Origin of the sequence: uncultured Limimaricola sp., assembly GCF_964022235.1 — a bacterium.
GTDB lineage: Bacteria > Pseudomonadota > Alphaproteobacteria > Rhodobacterales > Rhodobacteraceae > Limimaricola.
The window spans coordinates 77,496-94,723 of sequence record NZ_CAXHZL010000008.1 but is presented as its reverse complement, the minus strand read 5'-3'; the positions used below and the strand labels follow the sequence as shown (position 1 = coordinate 94,723).

The following is a 17,228-nucleotide window of genomic DNA, read 5'->3' as shown; positions in this document are numbered from 1 at the left end:
AAGAACAGGGGGGGCTATACGGTTTTCTTCAACTACAAATGTGGTCAGAAAACCGAACCGACAGGGGGCTTCTTCGAAGATGACACGACCCATGACCAAACTGCTGCAAGGCGGTGCATTCATGCTGCTTTGCGGCACGACCGCGCTTCAGGCGGAGCCGTCGCATGGAATCGCCATGTATGGAGAACCCGCGCTGCCGGAAGGGTTTACCGCCCTGCCCTATGCCAACCCCGACGCGCCGATCGGCGGCCGCATGGCCACGGCGGAGGTCGGCGGCTTCGACAGCCTCAACCCTTACATCCTCAAGGGGTCGGTTCCGTGGCAGCTGAGCTACCTGATCGGCGAAAGCCTGATGGGGCGCACGCTCGACGAGCCGTTCTCGCTCTATGGTCTTCTGGCCGAGTCGGTCGAAACCAGCCCCGAGCGCGACTGGGTGGAGTTCACTTTGCACCCGGAGGCAAAGTTCTCTGACGGCAGCCCGGTCACGGTCGAGGACGTGATCTGGTCCTTCGAGACGCTCGGCACCGAGGGACATCCGCGCTACCTGGGCTTTTGGGCCAAGGTCGAGAGCATCGAGGAAACCGGCGATCGCAAGGTGCGCCTCACCTTCAACACCCCTGACCGGGAGCTGGCGCTGCTGGCCGGCATGCGCCCGATCCTGAAAAAGGCGCAGTGGGAAGGCCAGGACTTCGCCGAAAGCGGCCTCGACACCATTCCGATCACCTCCGCGCCCTACGTGATCGACGATTTCGAGGCGGGCCGCTTCATCTCGCTCAAGCGCAACCCCGACTACTGGGGCGCCGATATCCCGTTCCGGCGCGGCACCAATGTGCTCGACGAGATCAGGCTTGAATTCTTCGGCGACGAGACCGCCGCCTTTGAGGCCTTCAAGACCGGCGAGACCGATTTCACCCGTGAGTTCAACGTCGCGCGCTGGGACAGCCAGTACGATTTTCCGCGCGTGCGCTCGGGCGAGGTGGTGCTTGAAGAGCTGCCGCACGGGCGGCCCTCGGGCATGACCGGCTTTGTGATGAACACCCGCAAGCCGATGTTCGAGGATTGGCGCGTGCGTCAGGCGCTGATCGAGGCGTTCAACTTTGAGTTCATCAACGACGCGATGACCGGCGGCGCGCAGCCGCGCATCACCTCGTATTTCTCGAACTCCCCGCTCGGCATGGACGAGGGTCCGGCCGAGGGTCGCGTGAAGGAATTCCTCGAGCGCTGGGAAGGCGACCTGCTGCCCGGTGCGATCGAGGGCTACGCCCTGCCCGTCAGCGACGGCTCGGAGCGCAACCGCAAGGGCACGGCGGCGGCGCTGGGGCTCTTGGGCGAGGCCGGCTGGGAGATCCAGAACGGCGTGCTGAGCAATGCCGAGACGGGCGAGCCCTTTACCTTCGACATCCTGCTCGAGACCGGCAGTTCGGAGAACGCGTCGATCATCGACATGTATGTGCAGGCACTCGGACGGATCGGCGTGACGCCGACCATCACTTCGGTCGACAGCGCGCAGTACAAGGAGCGCACCGACGCCTACGACTTCGACATGACCTATTTCCGTCGCGGGCTGTCGCTGTCACCGGGCAACGAGCAATACGCCTACTGGGGCGCCGAGGCCGCCGAGACGCCGGGCGGACGCAACGCCATGGGCGTGCAGAGCCCGGCCGTCGACGGGCTGATCGACCTGTTGCTCACCTCCGAGAGCCAAGACGATTTCGTCGCCGCGACCAAGGCGCTTGACCGGGTGTTGACCACAGGGCGCTACGTGATCCCGATCTACCAGTGGAACATCAGCCGCATCGCCTATGACGCGGACCTGCACCACCCCGAGACCATCCCGGTCTTCGGCGACTGGCCGGGCTGGCAGCCCGACGTCTGGTGGCACGAGGAGACGGCTGAGGGCGCAGAACGCGCCCCCGACGCGGCAGAGGCCGATGCGGACGCGGAGGCCGCTCAGTGAGGCGCTGCGCGCTCCTGCTGGGGCTTTTGGTCCTGACGGCGGCCTGCACGCCGGTGAAGGTGGTGGGCAATGCCGCGGTTGGCACCGCGCAGCTCGGCCTCGGCATCGTCGACATGGCGATCTGACACCAAGGGTCGAGTCGGCTTCCAAAAGGGGGCGGACCGGAACCCGGTCCGCCCCCTTTCCGTTGCGGCTGCAAGACACCGGGCAGCATGAGGAGACCCGCGATGAAATGGAGCCATGTGGCCAAGCACTGGCACGCTTTCGTGCCCAACATCCTGACGCAATGGCCGGATCTCGACAGCGACGAGGTCGAGGCCACCGAAGGGGAACTGGGCCCGTTCCTCGACCATCTGTGCGAGGTGAGCGGCATGAGCCGCGAAGACGCGCGCGATGAGGTATCGGAATGGCTCGAGGGGACCGACCCCGCCGATGCGGTGATGGACGAGACCCGCGACAACGAACGGATCATCGCTTCGGCCCGTTCGATGCACCCCGGCGAGGATGTGTTCAGCGACGACGCCGAATTCGGCGATGACGACAGCAAGGACGGGCGCGCGAGCTAAGCGCGCTCACTCCAGCGACGTGACCCACAGGATGGTCGCGTCCTCTGGGCTGGTCGAGATCACGTTGTGGCCCATGGCGGCGTCGTAATAGGCGCTGTCGCCCCGCTTCATCTCGACCGGCTCGTAGAATTCGGTCAGCAAACGGATCGTGCCGGTGAGCACGTAGAGGAACTCCTCTCCGTCGTGCCGCACCCAGCCGTCGAATTCCTCGAAGGCCCGGGCGCGGATACGGGCGCGGTAAGGCAGCATCTTCTTGGCTCTGAGCCCTTCGGCCAGAAGCTCGTGCTCGTAGGTCGCGGTGATCTGTCCCGTGCCCTCGCCCGACCGCGTCGTCACCATGCGGCCCAGCACCTGATCGCGGCGCGGCGGCGTGAAGAGCTGTGGCACGGTGATGCCGAGACCCTGCGCCAGTTTCTTGAGCGCATCATAGGTCGGCGACATCTGCCCGTTCTCGATCTTCGAAAGCGTCGAGCGCGCCAGCCCCGCATGTCCCGCCGCCTGTTCCAGCGTCCAGCCCTGAGCGCGGCGCAGTTCGCGCACACGCGGCCCGAGGTCGAGCGGCGGCGCGGTTTCGGAGGTGCCGTTTTCGCGCGCGATACGGATCAGGGCGCCGGGGCGGATGTCATGGGCGGGCATGCGCCGACATATACGCGAGGCGCGCGCGCTTGCAACCGAAGGCCAGCGGGGCTAGCTGCGAGGCTGCAAAATGAGGAGGCGGCGCCATGGTGAAACTCGATATCCTTTCCGATCCGATCTGCCCGTGGTGCTGGATCGGCAAGGCCGGTCTCGACGCGGCGCTGGCCGAGATCCCCGATCATCCCTTCACGATCGAATGGCACCCGTTCCAGCTCAATCCCGACATGCCCGAGGGCGGCATGGACCGGCGCGCTTATCTCGAAGCCAAGTTCGGAGGCCGCGAGGGCGCGGCAAAGGCCTATGCGCCGATCGTCGAGCGCGCCGCCGAGGCTGGGCTCGCGCTCAACCTCGACCGGATCGCCACCACGCCCAACACGCTCGACGCGCATCGGCTCATCCATTGGGCCGGGATCGAAGGGCGGCAGACGGCGGCGGTGAGCGCGCTGTTCAAGGCCTATTTCACCGACGGGCGCGATATCGGCGACCACGATGTGCTTGCCGATATCGCCGACGGGATCGAGATGGACGCCGCCGTGGTGCGCCGCCTGCTCAACAGTGATTCCGATCTCGAGGACATGCGCAACCGCGACGCCCACAGCCGCGAGATGGGCGTGACCGGCGTGCCGACCTTCATCGTCGCACAGCGCCACGCGGTGCCGGGCGCCCAGAGCAAGGAGATGTGGGTCCAGGTGATCGCCGACATCCGCGCCCAGATCGCCGCCGAAGGCTAACGGCTCAACGCGAGGTCCAGCGCCTCCTCACGACGGCCTCGCGGCAAGGGATGGCGTCCCTCTGATACCGCCACGTATCCCTTCGAGGCCGCCAATGCCTGCGCTGTTCCCGACCGCGCCACCCAGAGCACCGGGCCTGCCTCATGCGGCGCATCCTGGCTGCGAAACACGGGTCGGTCCGGCATGATGAGCGCAAGGTTCCCGGCCACCCATATGCTGTCGGTCACCACGGCGGCGTCCGGGTGGTGCGCCTCGATCAGCCCGGCCAGCCCGGCATAGTCGGCCGCGCGGTAGCCCGGCTCGACCCGGCCCGAAACCGGCAACAGGGCAAACCCCAGAAGCCAGAGCACGGCCAGACCGCGCGTTAGCCATGCCCTTCCGCGCGGCCCGAACGTATCGAGCGCCCAGAGCACGACGACCGGTCCCGAGAACACTGCGATCGGCAGCAGCCAGCGATCCGCGATTTCGGTCGCGCCGGAGAACACTACCCCGACCATGAGGAGCACGGCCCCTGCCACCATGGTGGTCAGCATCAGTCGCGACTGTGGATCGGGATGCCACCGTGCCCGCCCGCGAGCCGCGATGGCGATCATACCGCCGATCAGGATCACCAGCCCGCAGAACGCGATCCAGGCCGAGGCGAGGCTTCCCAACCCCTGAAGCATCCGCCACAGCGGTGCTGCCTCCTCAAACCCCAGCTTGTGCAATGACCCGCCGGCAACCATGGGGTTGTGCATCACCCACCATGCCGGCGCCGCCACCACCGCGACGGCTGTGACCACCGCCGCGATGGCACCCAGCGGTACTATCCGCGACCGCCATTCGGCGCGCAGGCCCACCGCGACCAGGATCGCAATCGGCACCAACGCCACGTTCCACTTGGAGATGGCCCCCAGACCAGCCGCGACACCAAGTGCTATCCAGGCCCCCAGCCCGGCACGCCCGGGGCCACGTAGCACGCGGTCGGCCAGCGCCATGATGATGAGGGACATGGTGAGCGCCAAGACCGAATGGGTCAGCGCGCGCTGCGCTTCCCACAGCACCTGGGGCAGTAGGGCCAGCCCCATCACCGCCACGCCCGCCTCGAAGGGGGGTCGCAGGCGACGCAGCATCCCATAGAGCGCCAGGCCCGCCATTCCGAGCAAGGCATACTTGAACAGCGCGAGGCCGAAGATCCCCTGTCCCACCAGCGCGAAGACGACCCATTGCCCCCAGAAATACAGCGGCGGCTGCGCGTTGTAGCCCAAAGCGAGATCACGGGCGAAATAGAACGCTTCGGCCTCATCGAGTTCGAGTGCTGGGCCTTGAACGAAACGCCACGCCACCTGCAGCATCGCCCAAGAGATGATCAATGCGATCCAGGCACGATCCGACGTCATGGCTCGGCGCGGTTCTCGGCTTGGCGTTCGGTCCAGATGAAATAGATGTTGCGGGCATAGACAACGAGGCCGAAGGCCTGGCCCAAGATGAACACCGGGTCCTGCCGCCAGATCGCATAGGCGAGCAGCATCGCGCCGCCACCGGCCGAGAAATACCAGAAGGCTTCCGGCACGATCGACTTGCGCACCCGCTCGCTGGCGATCCATTGCACCAGAAAGCGCGCCGAAAACAGGGCCTGCGCAAGGAACCCGACGGTGAGCCAGGCGATTTCGGTCCAGCCGGTCTGGGCGAACCAGTTGGTGAACAGGCTCATTGCACCTCCTCGGCACGCACCGGACGCGCGCGCATCAGCAGCCAGCGCACCCCCATCAGATCCGGAATCCCCTGCAGGCCGCGCCGCCAGTTGGTGTAGTTCGATGCACCGTAGCGGCGGGTTCGGTCGCCGATCGGCACATAGGCGGTGCTCGCTCCGTAAGCTCGAAACAACGCTGGCAGATAGCGGTGCTGGCCGTGAAAGAACGGCAGCGCGAGGTGGCGGTCCCGCTCGAACACTTTGAGGCCGCAGCCGGTATCGGGGCAATCGTCACGCAGGATCCGACGGCGCAGCGCGTTGGCCAGCCTCGATGCGGTGCGCTTCGACCAGGTGTCGCGCCGCTTGGCGCGCACGCCACCGATGAGCTGGGGACCGGCGGGATCATATGCGGCGACCAGTTCCGGGATGTCGCCCGGCGGGTTCTGCCCGTCGCCGTCCAGCGTTGCGATCAATGGATAGCGCGCGGCGGCGACGCCGCTGCGCACGCTGGCGCTCTGGCCCGCGTTGGTGACATGGCGCAGCACCCGCAAACGCGGGTGACGCGCCTGCAGTGCTGCCAGCCGCGCCGCACTGTCGTCGGTCGAGCAATCGTCGACCACGATCAACTCGCCCAGCAGGGTCTCGGGCAAAACATCGAAGGATTCCTGCACCAATGCATCGATGTTACCGGCCTCATTGAAAGCAGGAATAACGAGCGTTATCAGACGACTGCTCGACGCATCTAATGTCGAATTACTCACTGAGCGTCCGCCTTGGCCCTCTTGGCCGCCTTGACCTTTTCGGCCAGCTCACGGGCAAGACCGAAGGCGCCGCGGATCTTGTCCGCCTCTTTCGACCAGTCGCGCATCACGACGATCTTGTTGTCCTTCACCTTGGCCTGACCCTTCTGGTCCTGAATGAATTCGACCAGCCCCTCGGGCGAGACGAACTTGTCATTGTGGAAGCGGATGGTGGCCCCTTTCGGCCCGCCATCCAATTGGCTGATGCCCGCGCGCAGGCACATTGCCTTGATGCGCACCACCAGCATGAGCGTGTTGACCTCGCGCGGCAGCGGGCCGAAGCGGTCGATCAGTTCGGCGGCAAAGCCTTCGAGCTCGACCTTGGTGGTCAGCTCGGACAGGCGGCGATAGAGGCCCAGCCGCACGTCGAGATCCGGCACATAATCCTCGGGGATCAGCACCGGTACACCGAGGTTGATCTGCGGGGCCCATTGACCCTCGCTCTCGGACAGGCCCTCGGCCTCGCCGGAACGGATCTTGGAGATCTGCTCCTCGAGCATCTGCTGATACAGCTCGAAGCCGACCTCGCGCATCTGGCCCGACTGCTCCTCACCGATGAGGTTGCCCGCACCGCGAATGTCGAGATCCTGACTGGCAAGGGTAAAGCCCGCGCCGAGGCTGTCGATGCTGCCCAGAACTCGCAGCCGTTTCTCGGCCCCCGGCGTTAGCGGCGCGCGCGGTCGCGTCGTCAGATAGGCGTAGGCGCGGGTCTTGGAGCGCCCGACCCGGCCCCGGATCTGATAGAGTTGCGCCAGACCGAACATGTCGGCGCGGTGCACGATCATCGTGTTGGCCGTCGGAATGTCGAGGCCACTCTCCACGATCGTGGTCGCCAGAAGCACGTCGTAGCGCCCGTCGTAGAAGGCGTTCATCCGCTCGTCGAGCTCGCCCGCCGCCATCTGGCCATGCGCGACGACATAGGACACTTCGGGCACCTCATCGCGCAAGAAGGCCTCGATCTCGGGTAGGTCGTTGACGCGCGGGACCACGAAAAAGCTTTGCCCGCCCCGGAAACGTTCGCGCAAGAGCGCCTCGCGCACGGTGACGGCATCGAATTCGCTGACATAGGTGCGGATCGCGAGACGGTCGACGGGCGGCGTGCCGATAATCGACAGATCCCGCACCCCGGTGAGCGACATCTGCAGCGTCCGCGGGATCGGCGTCGCGGTCAGCGTCAGCACATGGACATCGGTGCGCAGCGCCTTGAGACGCTCCTTGTGGTTCACGCCGAAATGCTGCTCCTCGTCGATGATGAGCAGACCCAGATCACGGAACTTCACGCTCTTGGCGAGCAGCGCATGGGTGCCCACGACGATGTCGACATGCCCGCTGGTGATCCCGGCGCGGGTCTCGGACGCCTCCTTGGCCGACACAAAGCGCGACAGGGGCCGCACGTTGATCGGAAAGCCGCGGAAGCGTTCGGCGAAATTCTTGTAGTGCTGGCGCGCGAGCAGCGTGGTCGGCGCGATGACGGCCACCTGCACGCCCGACATCGCCGCGACAAAGGCTGCGCGGATCGCCACCTCGGTCTTGCCGAAGCCCACGTCGCCGCAGATCAGCCGGTCCATCGGGTGGCCCGACTCCATGTCGTTGAGCACGTCCTCGATCGCCTGAAGCTGATCCTCGGTCTCGTCATAGGGGAACCGGGCGAGGAACTGTTCCCAGATGCTGTCGTGCGGGATCAGCTTGGGCGCAGAGCGCAACGCCCGCTCGGCGGCGATGCGGATGAGCCGCTCGGCAGCTTGGCGGATGCGCTCCTTGAGCTTGGCCTTCTTGGCCTGCCAAGCGCCGCCGCCCAACTTGTCGAGCATGCCTTCTTCGTGACCGAAGCGGCTTAGAAGCTCAATGTTCTCGACCGGCAGATAGAGTTTCGCATTCTCGGCGTATTCGATCAGCAGGCATTCATGCGCGGCCCCCAGCGCCGTCACCACTTCGAGCCCGTGATAGCGACCGACGCCGTGATCGACATGCACGACGAGATCGCCCGCGCTCAGGCTTTGCGTCTCGGTGAGGAAGTTGTCGGCGCGGCGCTTCTTGCGGGCGCGGCGAATGAGGCGTTCTCCCAGCACGTCCTGCTCGGAGATGACGGTCGCATCGTCGGTCTGGAACCCGTGCTCCAGCGGCCAGACGGCAAGGTGAAGGCCGCGCTTGCCCACACCCTTCCAGTCGCGCACATGGATCGTTTCGGTCAGGCCCTCGTCCTCAATCAGCCCCGAAAGCCGCTCGCGCGCGCCTTCGGAGTAGGAGGCGATGACCACCGGCCCGGCCTTCAGGCGGTCCTTCACATGCGCGGCCAGCGCTTCGAACAGGCTGACGCTCTCCTGCTGCCGCTCGGGCGAGAAATTGCGCCCGATGCGTCCGCCCGCGTCGATCACGCCGGGGCCGGTGGCCTGCTGGATCGGTGCAAAGCGCAACACACGCCGGCCCTCGGTGGCCTGAACCCAAGCGTCATCGTCGAGGTAGAGCAGCTTTGGCGGGCTGGGCTTGTAGACCGAATCCATCCGCCCCTTTTGCTGGAGCGCATGGCGGCGGGTTTCGTAGGCGTCGGACACCAGCGTCCAGCGCGCGTCGCGGCGCGGCGCCGTCTGATCGTCGAGCGTCACCGGCGCGCCGGGCAGGTAATCGAACAGCGTCTCCAGATCGTCCTGAAAGAAGCCGAGCCAATGCTCCATGCCCGACTGCTTGCGCCCCGCCGTGACCGCCTCATAGAGCGGATCATCGGTGCCGGCGGCGCCGAATTCGATGCGGTAGGTCTGTCGAAACCGGGTGATCGCCGCTTCGTCGAGGATCACCTCCGAGACGGGGGCCAGCTCGATCCGATCGAGTTTTTCGGTGGTGCGCTGGCTGCCCGGGTCGAACCGGCGCGCGCCGTCGAGCACGTCGCCGAACATGTCGAGCCGGACCGGGCCGCCCTGGCCGGGAGCATAGATGTCGATGATACCGCCGCGGATCGCGTAGTCGCCCGGTTCGGTCACGGTCGGGCTTTGGGTAAAGCCCATCCGCACGAGAAAGGCGCGCAGCGCAGCCTCGTCCATCCGGTCGCCGACGCGGGCGGTGAAGGCCGCATCTTTCAGCGTGGCGCGCGCGGGCACGCGCTGGGTCGCGGCATTGAGCGTGGTGAGCAGCACGAAACGCTCGGGCATGCCGTGCAGCAGCCCCGCCAGCACCGCCATGCGCGCGGCCGAGATTTCGGCTGCGGGAGAGACACGGTCATAGGGCAGGCAATCCCAAGCCGGGAAGGTCACGACCGGCAAGTCGGGGGCATAGAATTCGAGCGCTGCACGCATCGAGGCCATGCGCTTGTCATCGCGCGCGACGTGGATGACCGGACCGCCGGCCTTCTCGATCTCTTTCAGGACAAGTGTCGCGTCAAAGCCTTCGGGTGCACCCGAAACCGTGATCCTGCTGCCGTTCGTCTTTACCATTGCGCTGACCTACCTTCCGGGCGGGCGCTGTCAAGCGTCCCGAAGGATCAGAACCCCGGCGCGACGGAAAGGTTCTGGTACATGCCGTACATCGCGGTGACGAAGATCGAGAGCATGCCGATCGCCTGCACCCAGAAACGATGCCGCGCGAGACGGTGGCACAGCGCCCGCGCGTCGGGCTGCTCCGCGGCAATGCGTCGCGCCGTGGCAAAGGCCATCAGCGTCACGAGACTGAGGGGCAGCGCGATCAGCACCACCGCCTGCGCGAATTCGACGTCGTACCAGAAGGCCAGTAGCAGCAGCGAGCTGAGAACGAAGGCCCCGAGCGCTGCGAGCCAGCTTCCCGCTACATGCGCGACATGCAGCATCCGGTTGACGTTGATCCGCACCAGATCGACGAGGTCGCGCTCGGACTGGCCGCCGAAGCGGCGCGCGCGCGTCACCATGTCGAAGGGCACGCCGATCACCCGATGGCTGACCGAGGACCAGACCAGAGCCAGCATGATCCAGAACCACAGGTTCGAAAAGGACCGCATGTCGATGACTTCGAAGAGGGTCTGGGTCAGGGTCACGCGTGGGTCATCCGGTCGTTCGCTCGGGCGGAACCTATCCCCGCCCCCGACCGATGCCCAGACTTGTGACCCGCGACGAACCGTGCCACCCCGAGGCTGTGATATGAAAACCCCGCTCGGGAGACGCCTCGATGCCGCAGCCTTTCGCCGCCCCCTTCCCGCTTTCGCGCCCGCGCCGCCTGCGCCGCACCCCGGCCCTGCGCGCCCTGACCCGCGAAACGGCGATGACGCCCGACAATCTGATCTGGCCGATCTTCCTGCAGGCAGGCAAGGATGAGCAGAGCGCCATCGCCTCGATGCCGGGCGTGTCGCGCCTGACCGTCGACCGCGCCGTCACGGCGGCGCGCGAGGCGCACGCCTTGGGCATCCCCGCGATGTGCCTGTTCCCCTATACCGGCCCCGAAAGCCGCACCGAGGATTGCGCCGAAGCCTGGTCGGACGACAACCTGACCAACACCGCGATCCGGGCGATCAAGGACGCGGTGCCCGAGATGGCGCTGATGACCGACATCGCGCTCGACCCCTACAACATCAACGGCCACGACGGCTATGTGGTGGATGGCGAGATCGTCAACGACGCCACGGTCGAGGCGCTGGTCAAGATGGCGCTGGCGCAGGCGCGCGCGGGTGCCGACATCCTGGGTCCGTCGGACATGATGGACGGGCGCATCGGCGCGATCCGCGCCGCGCTCGAGGCCGAGGGCCAAGGCCATGTCGCGATCCTGAGCTATGCCGCCAAATTCGCGAGCGCCTTTTACGGCCCGTTCCGCGACGCGGTGGGTGCGTCGGGTGCCCTCAAGGGCGACAAGAAGACCTATCAGATCGACCCGGCCAATGCCGAAGAGGCGCTGCGCATGGTCGGGCGCGACCTCTCGGAGGGGGCGGACATGGTGATGGTCAAGCCGGGGCTGAGCTATCTCGATATCTGTGCGCGGGTGAAGGAGAGCTTCGCGGTGCCAACCTTTGCCTATCAGGTGTCGGGCGAATACGCGATGATCGAAGGCGCCGCGCGCAACGGCTGGGTCGATGGCGACCGGGTGATGATGGAGAGCCTGCTGGCGTTCCGCCGTGCCGGTTGCGACGGCGTACTGACCTATTTCGCGCCGCGCGCCGCGCGGATCATGGCCGGCTGACATGACCTCGGCCCTCGGTGGATGACAGCGACGACGGGCTGGCCTATGGTCGGCCCGAGCGCCCGGACACAAGGGCGGCACGACATCGCATGAGGGGCAGCGACATGGAAAAGACGACACGGCGCGGGCTGATGCTCGGCCTCGGCGCCACCGGCCTTCTGGCCGCCTGCGGCAACGGCGTGGGCAGCGACGGCGGGTCGCGTCTCGACGCACGGGTGCAAAGCACGCTCGACCACATGTACGAGCAATACCCCGGCACGCGCGAGCTTTCGGCGCAATCGCGCGGCATGCTGGTGATGCCACTGATGACTGAGGTCGGCTTGGGTCTTGGCGGCGCTTACGGGCGCGGCGCGCTCTTGGTGGGGCGCAGCGTCGTCGACTACTACTCCGCCGCCACCGCAAGCGCAGGCCTGCAGATCGGCGCGCAGCAGTTCAGCCATGTGTTGTTCTTCATGACCGAGCAGGCGCTAGGCGATTTCCGCCGCGCGCCCGGCTGGGCCGCCGGAGCCGACGTGGAATACGCGATCAACGACCGGGGCGAGATGCTCAAGGCCGAGACCACGACCTCGCTGTCGCCGGTGATCGCCGTGGTCTTCGCGCAGACTGGCCTGCGGGTCGGCGCGACGCTCGAGGGCACGAAATACAGCCGCATCATCCCCTGACCTCAGGCCTTGGCGGCCTGTTCGGGGGCCGCGTGGGCAAGCCTGTCGCGGTCGGGCGCGAATTCGAGCGCCGCGCGGCCACGCGCCACCGCCTCATGCGCCATCGCGCGCGCGGCGGCGGCGATGGTGCTGTCGGGGTGACGGCCAAGCGCCTCGAGGGTCTTGAGCATCGAGATCAGCACCTCGACCTGCGCCGCGCCATCGCGAGCCATGGCGCCGAACCCGTCCTGCATCAGGTCGCGCGCGTCGAGCGGCACCACCCAGAGCCGATCATGGATCGCCTCCTCCCGGCCATGCGCGATCTCGTCGCGATACGAACCGATGACCCGACCGATACGACCGATCACATCGATCGCGGTGCCCGGATCGTTGATGCCGGGCGACAGTGCCTTGGAGCCGATCTCGGAGAGCATGATCAAAGCAAAGCGCGGGTCCTGCTCGGCGGTGCGCAGCTCGCCCATATGAATATGGTCGCGCACCGCCTCCTCCAGCGCCTCGCCACCACCGACGAGATGGGCGATGGTCTCGCCTTGATGCACGAACCGGCCCACCGGCGCGTCGAGGTAGACAAAGCCCTCGTGCTCCTCGGCGGCGGCCTGAAGGCTGTCCTCGTAGATCGCTTGCACATAGGCGGTGCGCTCTGCCCGCAAGGGCCGCGCGGTGCCGGGAATATCGCCGGGATGCAGCGCATGGCCGCCGAGACAGGGCCGCTCCATGCGGGTGCGAAAGGTCTTGAGCGCCTCGCGCTCGATCCGCGCGGTGGTGTCGACGAGGCTGCCGAGCGCCTGCAGATGCAGGATCCAGCGCAGGATCACGAAGACGATCAGCACCAGCACCGCGAGCGTCGCGATGTAGAGGGTGACGATCTCCTTTTCGCCGTAGTACGGCGTCGAGAGCAGGATGATCGCGGCCAGAGAATAGATGTAGGCGCCCACGAAGGTGGCCAGAACGGTCTGGGTGGTGGTGTCGGCCAGCAGCATCCGATGCGCGCGCGGCGTCCATTTGGACGAGGCGGATTGGTGCACCGAGACCATCACCGACAGCGAAAAGGTGGTGACCGCGAGCATCGAGGTCGAAATGATATCCAAAAGCCGATTGAGCGCATCGGCACCGATCGCATCCGACAGCCCGTCGGGGATCATCGGCCCGAACAGCTTGGCCGCACCGAGGGCGACGAAGGCAAGGCCGGAGATCAGGGTGACCCGCACCCAGAGGCGGCGCGACAGGCGGTGGATCTTGCGCAGTACCGTGGCGAACATGGTCTCTTCCATTTCGGCGCAGCGCAGCCTCAGCGGGTGCGGGCCTGTGTCGGCCCCGTCCCCCTGAACGCGGCATCCTCGCCCCAACGTCGCACAAACTCAGGAAGTTGCACATGTTTCCTCTCTTGATCCTCGCCGCCGGTGCATCATCGCGAATGCGTGGCCTCGACAAGCTCGCGATCGAGATCGATGGCGTGCCCTTGCTGCGCGCCCGCGTGCTGGCCGCGATGGCGGCGGGCGCGCGGGTTCACGTGGCGCTACGGCCGGGCGACCCCCGCGCGGCGCTGCTCGACGGGCTCGACGCGGTACGCCTCGAAATCGCAGCGAGCGAGGCGGGCATGGGGGCCACGCTGCGCGAGGGCGTGGCGCGACTGCCTCGCGCCCGGCGCTTCGCGCTCATGCCCGCGGATCTGCCGGACCTCGATGCCGCGGCGATCGCTCGGGTGTTCGACGCGGCCGCGCGCGAGGACGGCACGCTCATATGGCGAGGGGCCTCGGCGTCGGGTCGGCCCGGTCACCCGGTGGTCTGCGACGCCGCGCTCAGACCGCGGTTCGCAGCCCTGTCGGCAAGTTCGGGCGGGCGCGCGGCGCTGGCCCCCTATGCGCGGCAGACCCGGCTAGTGCGCCTGCCCGGCCTCGCGGCGACTCGCGATCTCGATACGCCGGAGGATTGGGCCGCGTGGCGCTCGCAAAAAGTGGCGAAGGGGTATGACCCTTCGCCCTCACCAATCAAAGACTAGTTAAGCAGCAGATACTCGTTAAAGACAGAGTCCCGAGGTCAGACGACCATCAGTCGGGCTTCGTGCCGTTTCAACGCCTTGCGGGCCGATCTGTAGCCGTCGATTCCCTCACGCGCGCGCAGTTCGGGAAACAGCTCGAAGATTTCGTCGCGCTGTTCGGAGCCGATGCCCTTCAGCGTGTGATCGCCGGGCTGGAAGCTTTCGGTCCAAGCCCCGTTCGACAGCACCACCTCGTGGCGGTCGAACATGAAGTGGATGTAGCTCGTGCGCAGCACTTCGACCGTGTGGATGCCCTTGGAGCCGATGAGGTGCTTGGCGGCGGCCAGCACTTCGCTGTCCTCGAAGTAGAGCTGGGCCCGGTCGCCCGAAAGCAGCACGCGGTGGTTGGGCGAGACCATCATGTCGCGCTCGGGCAGCCCGTTGCCGAGCGCGCCGGCGCGGATCATCACCGGCTTGAGATGCGGGCTGGTGAGGAACTGCTTGGGGCCCACCTGCTTGTGGCCGACCCAGCGGATCTCCTGAATGCCGTTGTCGCGGGTGATGATGCGGTCGCCCTCACGCAACTCCTCGACAAGCCGCTCGCCACGCGGCGTGGCGATCACGGTGCCGGGGGTGAAGCAGGGCACGACGTTCTCGATCTCCTCGAACCGCATCGTGGTGCCGTCCTTGAAGTAGACGATGCCGTCCTCGCGGTCCTCAGAAGTGTACTCGATCCGGTCGACATCGGTTCCGGTCAGGTCGAGCGTGTCGTAGTCGTCGCCGCCCTCGCCGCCAATCACGTGATCGCCGCCGTTGCCGCCGTTGAAGATGTCGCGGTCGTCATCGCCGAACATCAGGTCGACGCCCTGGCCGCCGATGATCGTGTCATTGCCCGCGCCGCCAAAGATCGTGTCGTTGTCGATGCCGCCGTCGAGGTAATCGTCACCCGCGCCGCCAAACAGCGTGTCGGTGTCGTCCTGACCGAAGATCGTGTCGTTGCCTTTGCCGCCGAACAGCTCGTCGCGGCCGTTGTCGGTGACGCGGTCACCCTCGTCGTCGCGGATGTTCAGGCTGTCGGGAAAGCGCGGGTCGAGGCCGCCGTGGATCACGTCGTCGCCGTCGCCGCCAAAGATGGTGTCGTTGCCTTCGCCGCCCGTCAGGCTGTCGTCGCCCTCTTCGCCAAACACGAGGTCATCGTCGATGCCCGCGTCGACGCGGTCGTCGCCGATACCGCCAAAGATGGTGTCACGGTCGTCGCCGGTGTGGATCGTGTCGTTGCCCGCGCCGCCATAGACGGTGTCGCGGTCGTCATAGACGTCGGGATCGGGGGTCAGGCCGATGCCGGGATAGGGATTGTCGAAGCGGTCCAGATCGGCCTTGCGATCCCCATCGCTCGAGTCGATGCGGTCGTTGCCGTCACCGCCGTAGATTTCGTCGCGGCCAAGCCCACCAAACAGCCGGTCGTTCGCGGCACCACCGTAGATCGTGTCATCGCCATCGCCGCCCTCGATCCGGTCGCCGTTCAGCCCGCCGTCGAGCATGTCGTTGCCCGCGCCGCCGAACAGCGTGTCGCCAGCCGAGCCGCCGAACAGCTTGTCGTCGCCTTCGCCGCCATAGAGCGTGTCGCGCCCGCCGTCGCCGTGCAGCTCGTCATCGCCCACTTCGCCATAGAGCGTATCGTTGCCGCGGCCGCCGTAGACCACGTCGTCGCCGCGCCCCGCGTGCACCGTGTCGTCGCCGCCGTAGGCATAAACGCGGTCGTCGTCGGGGGCGTCGTCGCCAAGGATCGCATCGCCATTGTCGACGCGGTCCCCATCGGGGTCACCATCATAAGCGAGGTCGATCAGATCGTCGCCCATCGTGCCCTCGACGATGCCGTCGGGGCCGGGCTTGCAGGTCACGCGCAGTGCCACGGTGGCGCTGTCGAAACCGCCGCGATCGTCAGTGATCGTGTATTCGATCGTCACGTCGCCGTTGAAACCAGCCTCGGGGGTATAGCGCAGGCTGCCGTCGGAATTGATCACGACCTCGCCGCGGCTGGCGCGTGCCTCGGTGACGCGCAGCGGATCGCCGTCGGCATCGAAATCGTTGTCGAGCACGTCGATGGTGACGGCCATGTCCTGCGCGGTCGTCGCGGTGTCGTCCTGCGCGTCGGGGGCGTGGTTGCTCTGCGGGTCCTTCAGGAAGCTCTCGATGTTGTAGAAGTCGAGGCGCTCGCCCGTGGGCTGCTTGTTCTCGTCGAGGAACTGGATCCAGCCGCTGGAGCCGTTGCCGTCGCCATCGGGGACGATGTCCTTGGCATAGAGGTTGCCCATGCCGCGCAGGTCGAGCGTGTCGATATCGTCGAGGCCGCCATCGCCGCCACCGTAGACCACGCCGCCGCGACCGGGAACGAAGGTGTCGCTGCCGGCGCCGCCATAAAGCGTGTCGTTCTCGTCCCCGGTGAGGTGATCATCGCCATCGCCGCCGTACACTTCGTCGGTGCCGCCCTTGCCGTCGAGCGTGTCGTTGCCCGCACCACCATAGAGTATGTCGTCGCCTGCGCCGCCAAAGAGCGTGTCGTCACCCGGCGTTCCGTCGATCCGATTGTCCGCCATCCGCCATCTCCATAACCGCGGGCGACTTTCCCGCTTCGTTGTTCAGGCCGCCCTGCCCCAGCCCTGCGCCGCGGCGCAGGTCGGCACCCTCCGGTGCCGGCTCCGGCAGGGAGCCACTTCTCGTGCTGCTGTTGTCCCCCCAGGGCCACCTGCAGATGCTCTTGATCCAGCCACCCACGGCGGATCGCCCTCATCGGGCTTGGACCATAAATATCTCGCCGCGAACGGCGGACAAAGGGAAAAGTGTCTGAATGATGGTGGGATGCGGGCCTTCTACGGGAAACCTCGCAGCAGATCGGGGCAATTGCGGCGGAGATTGTCAGGAAATTCGAAACAATTTTCGGCCCAAGATGGGATCTACCCAAGTGTTTGTTGGGCAAACGGTGCCGCGGCGCCGCTCATTGCATGGTATCCATGGACAATCCGGCGCGGCGTCGCGCCTCGCCCGCTTCGCCGGATTGCCCAATTTTTGCCTTAATTTTCGTTGACGTGCCGCGAT

The 17,228-nt window shown here is 66.5% G+C and carries 15 protein-coding genes; 7 read left to right on the top strand and 8 right to left on the bottom strand.

Annotated elements, in window-relative coordinates; genetic code table 11:
• Nucleotides 1–91 precede the first annotated feature (91 nt).
• The 3 genes from AADJ02_RS11605 (at nt 92) to AADJ02_RS11595 (ending at nt 2,523) form a co-directional block, all read left to right on the top strand.
• Nucleotides 92–1,957, top strand: a complete 1,866-nt coding sequence (locus tag AADJ02_RS11605) for an extracellular solute-binding protein (protein ID WP_341213170.1) — start codon at nt 92–94, stop codon at nt 1,955–1,957.
• On the top strand, nt 1,954–2,082 hold the full coding sequence (locus AADJ02_RS11600) for a hypothetical protein (protein WP_341213169.1): 129 nt from the start codon (nt 1,954–1,956) through the stop codon (nt 2,080–2,082). The genes AADJ02_RS11605 and AADJ02_RS11600 overlap by 4 nt, the downstream gene beginning before the upstream one ends.
• A 102-nt stretch (nt 2,083–2,184) precedes the next feature.
• Nucleotides 2,185–2,523 carry a hypothetical protein gene (locus tag AADJ02_RS11595; RefSeq protein WP_341213168.1) on the top strand — a complete coding sequence of 113 codons (339 nt, stop codon included), beginning with the start codon at nt 2,185–2,187 and terminating at the stop codon, nt 2,521–2,523.
• Nucleotides 2,524–2,529: 6 nt separating this feature from the next.
• Here the strand turns inward: AADJ02_RS11595 and AADJ02_RS11590 are convergent, their stop codons facing one another.
• Nucleotides 2,530–3,159 (bottom strand): XRE family transcriptional regulator, encoded by a 630-nt coding sequence (locus AADJ02_RS11590; RefSeq protein WP_341213167.1) that lies wholly within the window; start codon nt 3,157–3,159, stop codon nt 2,530–2,532.
• A gap of 86 nt (nt 3,160–3,245) precedes the next feature.
• Here AADJ02_RS11590 and AADJ02_RS11585 point away from each other — a divergent pair, with 86 nt between their 5' ends.
• Complete coding sequence (locus tag AADJ02_RS11585) at nt 3,246–3,890, top strand: DsbA family oxidoreductase (protein ID WP_341213166.1); 645 nt, start codon at nt 3,246–3,248, stop codon at nt 3,888–3,890.
• Here the strand turns inward: AADJ02_RS11585 and AADJ02_RS11580 are convergent.
• From AADJ02_RS11580 to AADJ02_RS11560, 5 genes are read right to left on the bottom strand one after another with little or no spacing between them, the layout of a single operon-like run.
• Entirely contained in the window at nt 3,887–5,269 is a 1,383-nt protein-coding gene (locus AADJ02_RS11580) for a glycosyltransferase family 39 protein (RefSeq protein ID WP_341213165.1), read from the bottom strand. The two genes, AADJ02_RS11585 and AADJ02_RS11580, sit on opposite strands and share 4 nt — an antisense overlap.
• On the bottom strand, nt 5,266–5,583 hold the full coding sequence (locus AADJ02_RS11575; protein ID WP_341213164.1) for a lipid-A-disaccharide synthase N-terminal domain-containing protein: 318 nt from the start codon (nt 5,581–5,583) through the stop codon (nt 5,266–5,268). The genes AADJ02_RS11580 and AADJ02_RS11575 overlap by 4 nt, the downstream gene beginning before the upstream one ends.
• Nucleotides 5,580–6,323: a glycosyltransferase family 2 protein gene (locus AADJ02_RS11570; protein ID WP_341213163.1), complete on the bottom strand. Its 744-nt coding sequence runs from the start codon at nt 6,321–6,323 to the stop codon at nt 5,580–5,582. Before AADJ02_RS11570 ends, AADJ02_RS11575 begins: the two co-directional genes overlap by 4 nt.
• The gene (gene mfd / locus AADJ02_RS11565) at nt 6,320–9,787 is read right to left on the bottom strand and encodes a transcription-repair coupling factor (protein ID WP_341213162.1); all 3,468 of its coding nucleotides are present in this window, start codon (nt 9,785–9,787) and stop codon (nt 6,320–6,322) included. Before mfd ends, AADJ02_RS11570 begins: the two co-directional genes overlap by 4 nt.
• A 47-nt stretch (nt 9,788–9,834) precedes the next feature.
• A complete protein-coding gene (locus tag AADJ02_RS11560) occupies nt 9,835–10,359 on the bottom strand; it encodes a component of SufBCD complex (protein ID WP_341213161.1) in 525 nt (174 codons plus the stop codon).
• Between the two features lie 131 nt (nt 10,360–10,490).
• Here AADJ02_RS11560 and hemB point away from each other — a divergent pair, with 131 nt between their 5' ends.
• A complete protein-coding gene (gene hemB, locus AADJ02_RS11555; RefSeq protein ID WP_341213160.1) occupies nt 10,491–11,492 on the top strand; it encodes a porphobilinogen synthase in 1,002 nt (333 codons plus the stop codon).
• A gap of 104 nt (nt 11,493–11,596) precedes the next feature.
• Nucleotides 11,597–12,154 (top strand): YSC84-related protein, encoded by a 558-nt coding sequence (locus tag AADJ02_RS11550; protein ID WP_341213159.1) that lies wholly within the window; start codon nt 11,597–11,599, stop codon nt 12,152–12,154.
• Nucleotides 12,155–12,156: 2 nt separating this feature from the next.
• On the opposite strand, the gene AADJ02_RS11545 is transcribed toward AADJ02_RS11550, so the two are convergent.
• Nucleotides 12,157–13,413 carry a DUF2254 domain-containing protein gene (locus tag AADJ02_RS11545; protein ID WP_341213158.1) on the bottom strand — a complete coding sequence of 419 codons (1,257 nt, stop codon included), beginning with the start codon at nt 13,411–13,413 and terminating at the stop codon, nt 12,157–12,159.
• A gap of 113 nt (nt 13,414–13,526) precedes the next feature.
• Between AADJ02_RS11545 and AADJ02_RS11540 the strand changes: the two genes are divergently transcribed.
• Nucleotides 13,527–14,153 carry an NTP transferase domain-containing protein gene (locus tag AADJ02_RS11540; protein ID WP_341213157.1) on the top strand — a complete coding sequence of 209 codons (627 nt, stop codon included), beginning with the start codon at nt 13,527–13,529 and terminating at the stop codon, nt 14,151–14,153.
• A gap of 38 nt (nt 14,154–14,191) precedes the next feature.
• Here AADJ02_RS11540 and AADJ02_RS11535 read toward each other — a convergent pair whose 3' ends face one another.
• Complete coding sequence (locus AADJ02_RS11535) at nt 14,192–16,729, bottom strand: Hint domain-containing protein (RefSeq protein ID WP_341213156.1); 2,538 nt, start codon at nt 16,727–16,729, stop codon at nt 14,192–14,194.
• Between the last annotated feature and the right edge of the window lie 499 nt (nt 16,730–17,228).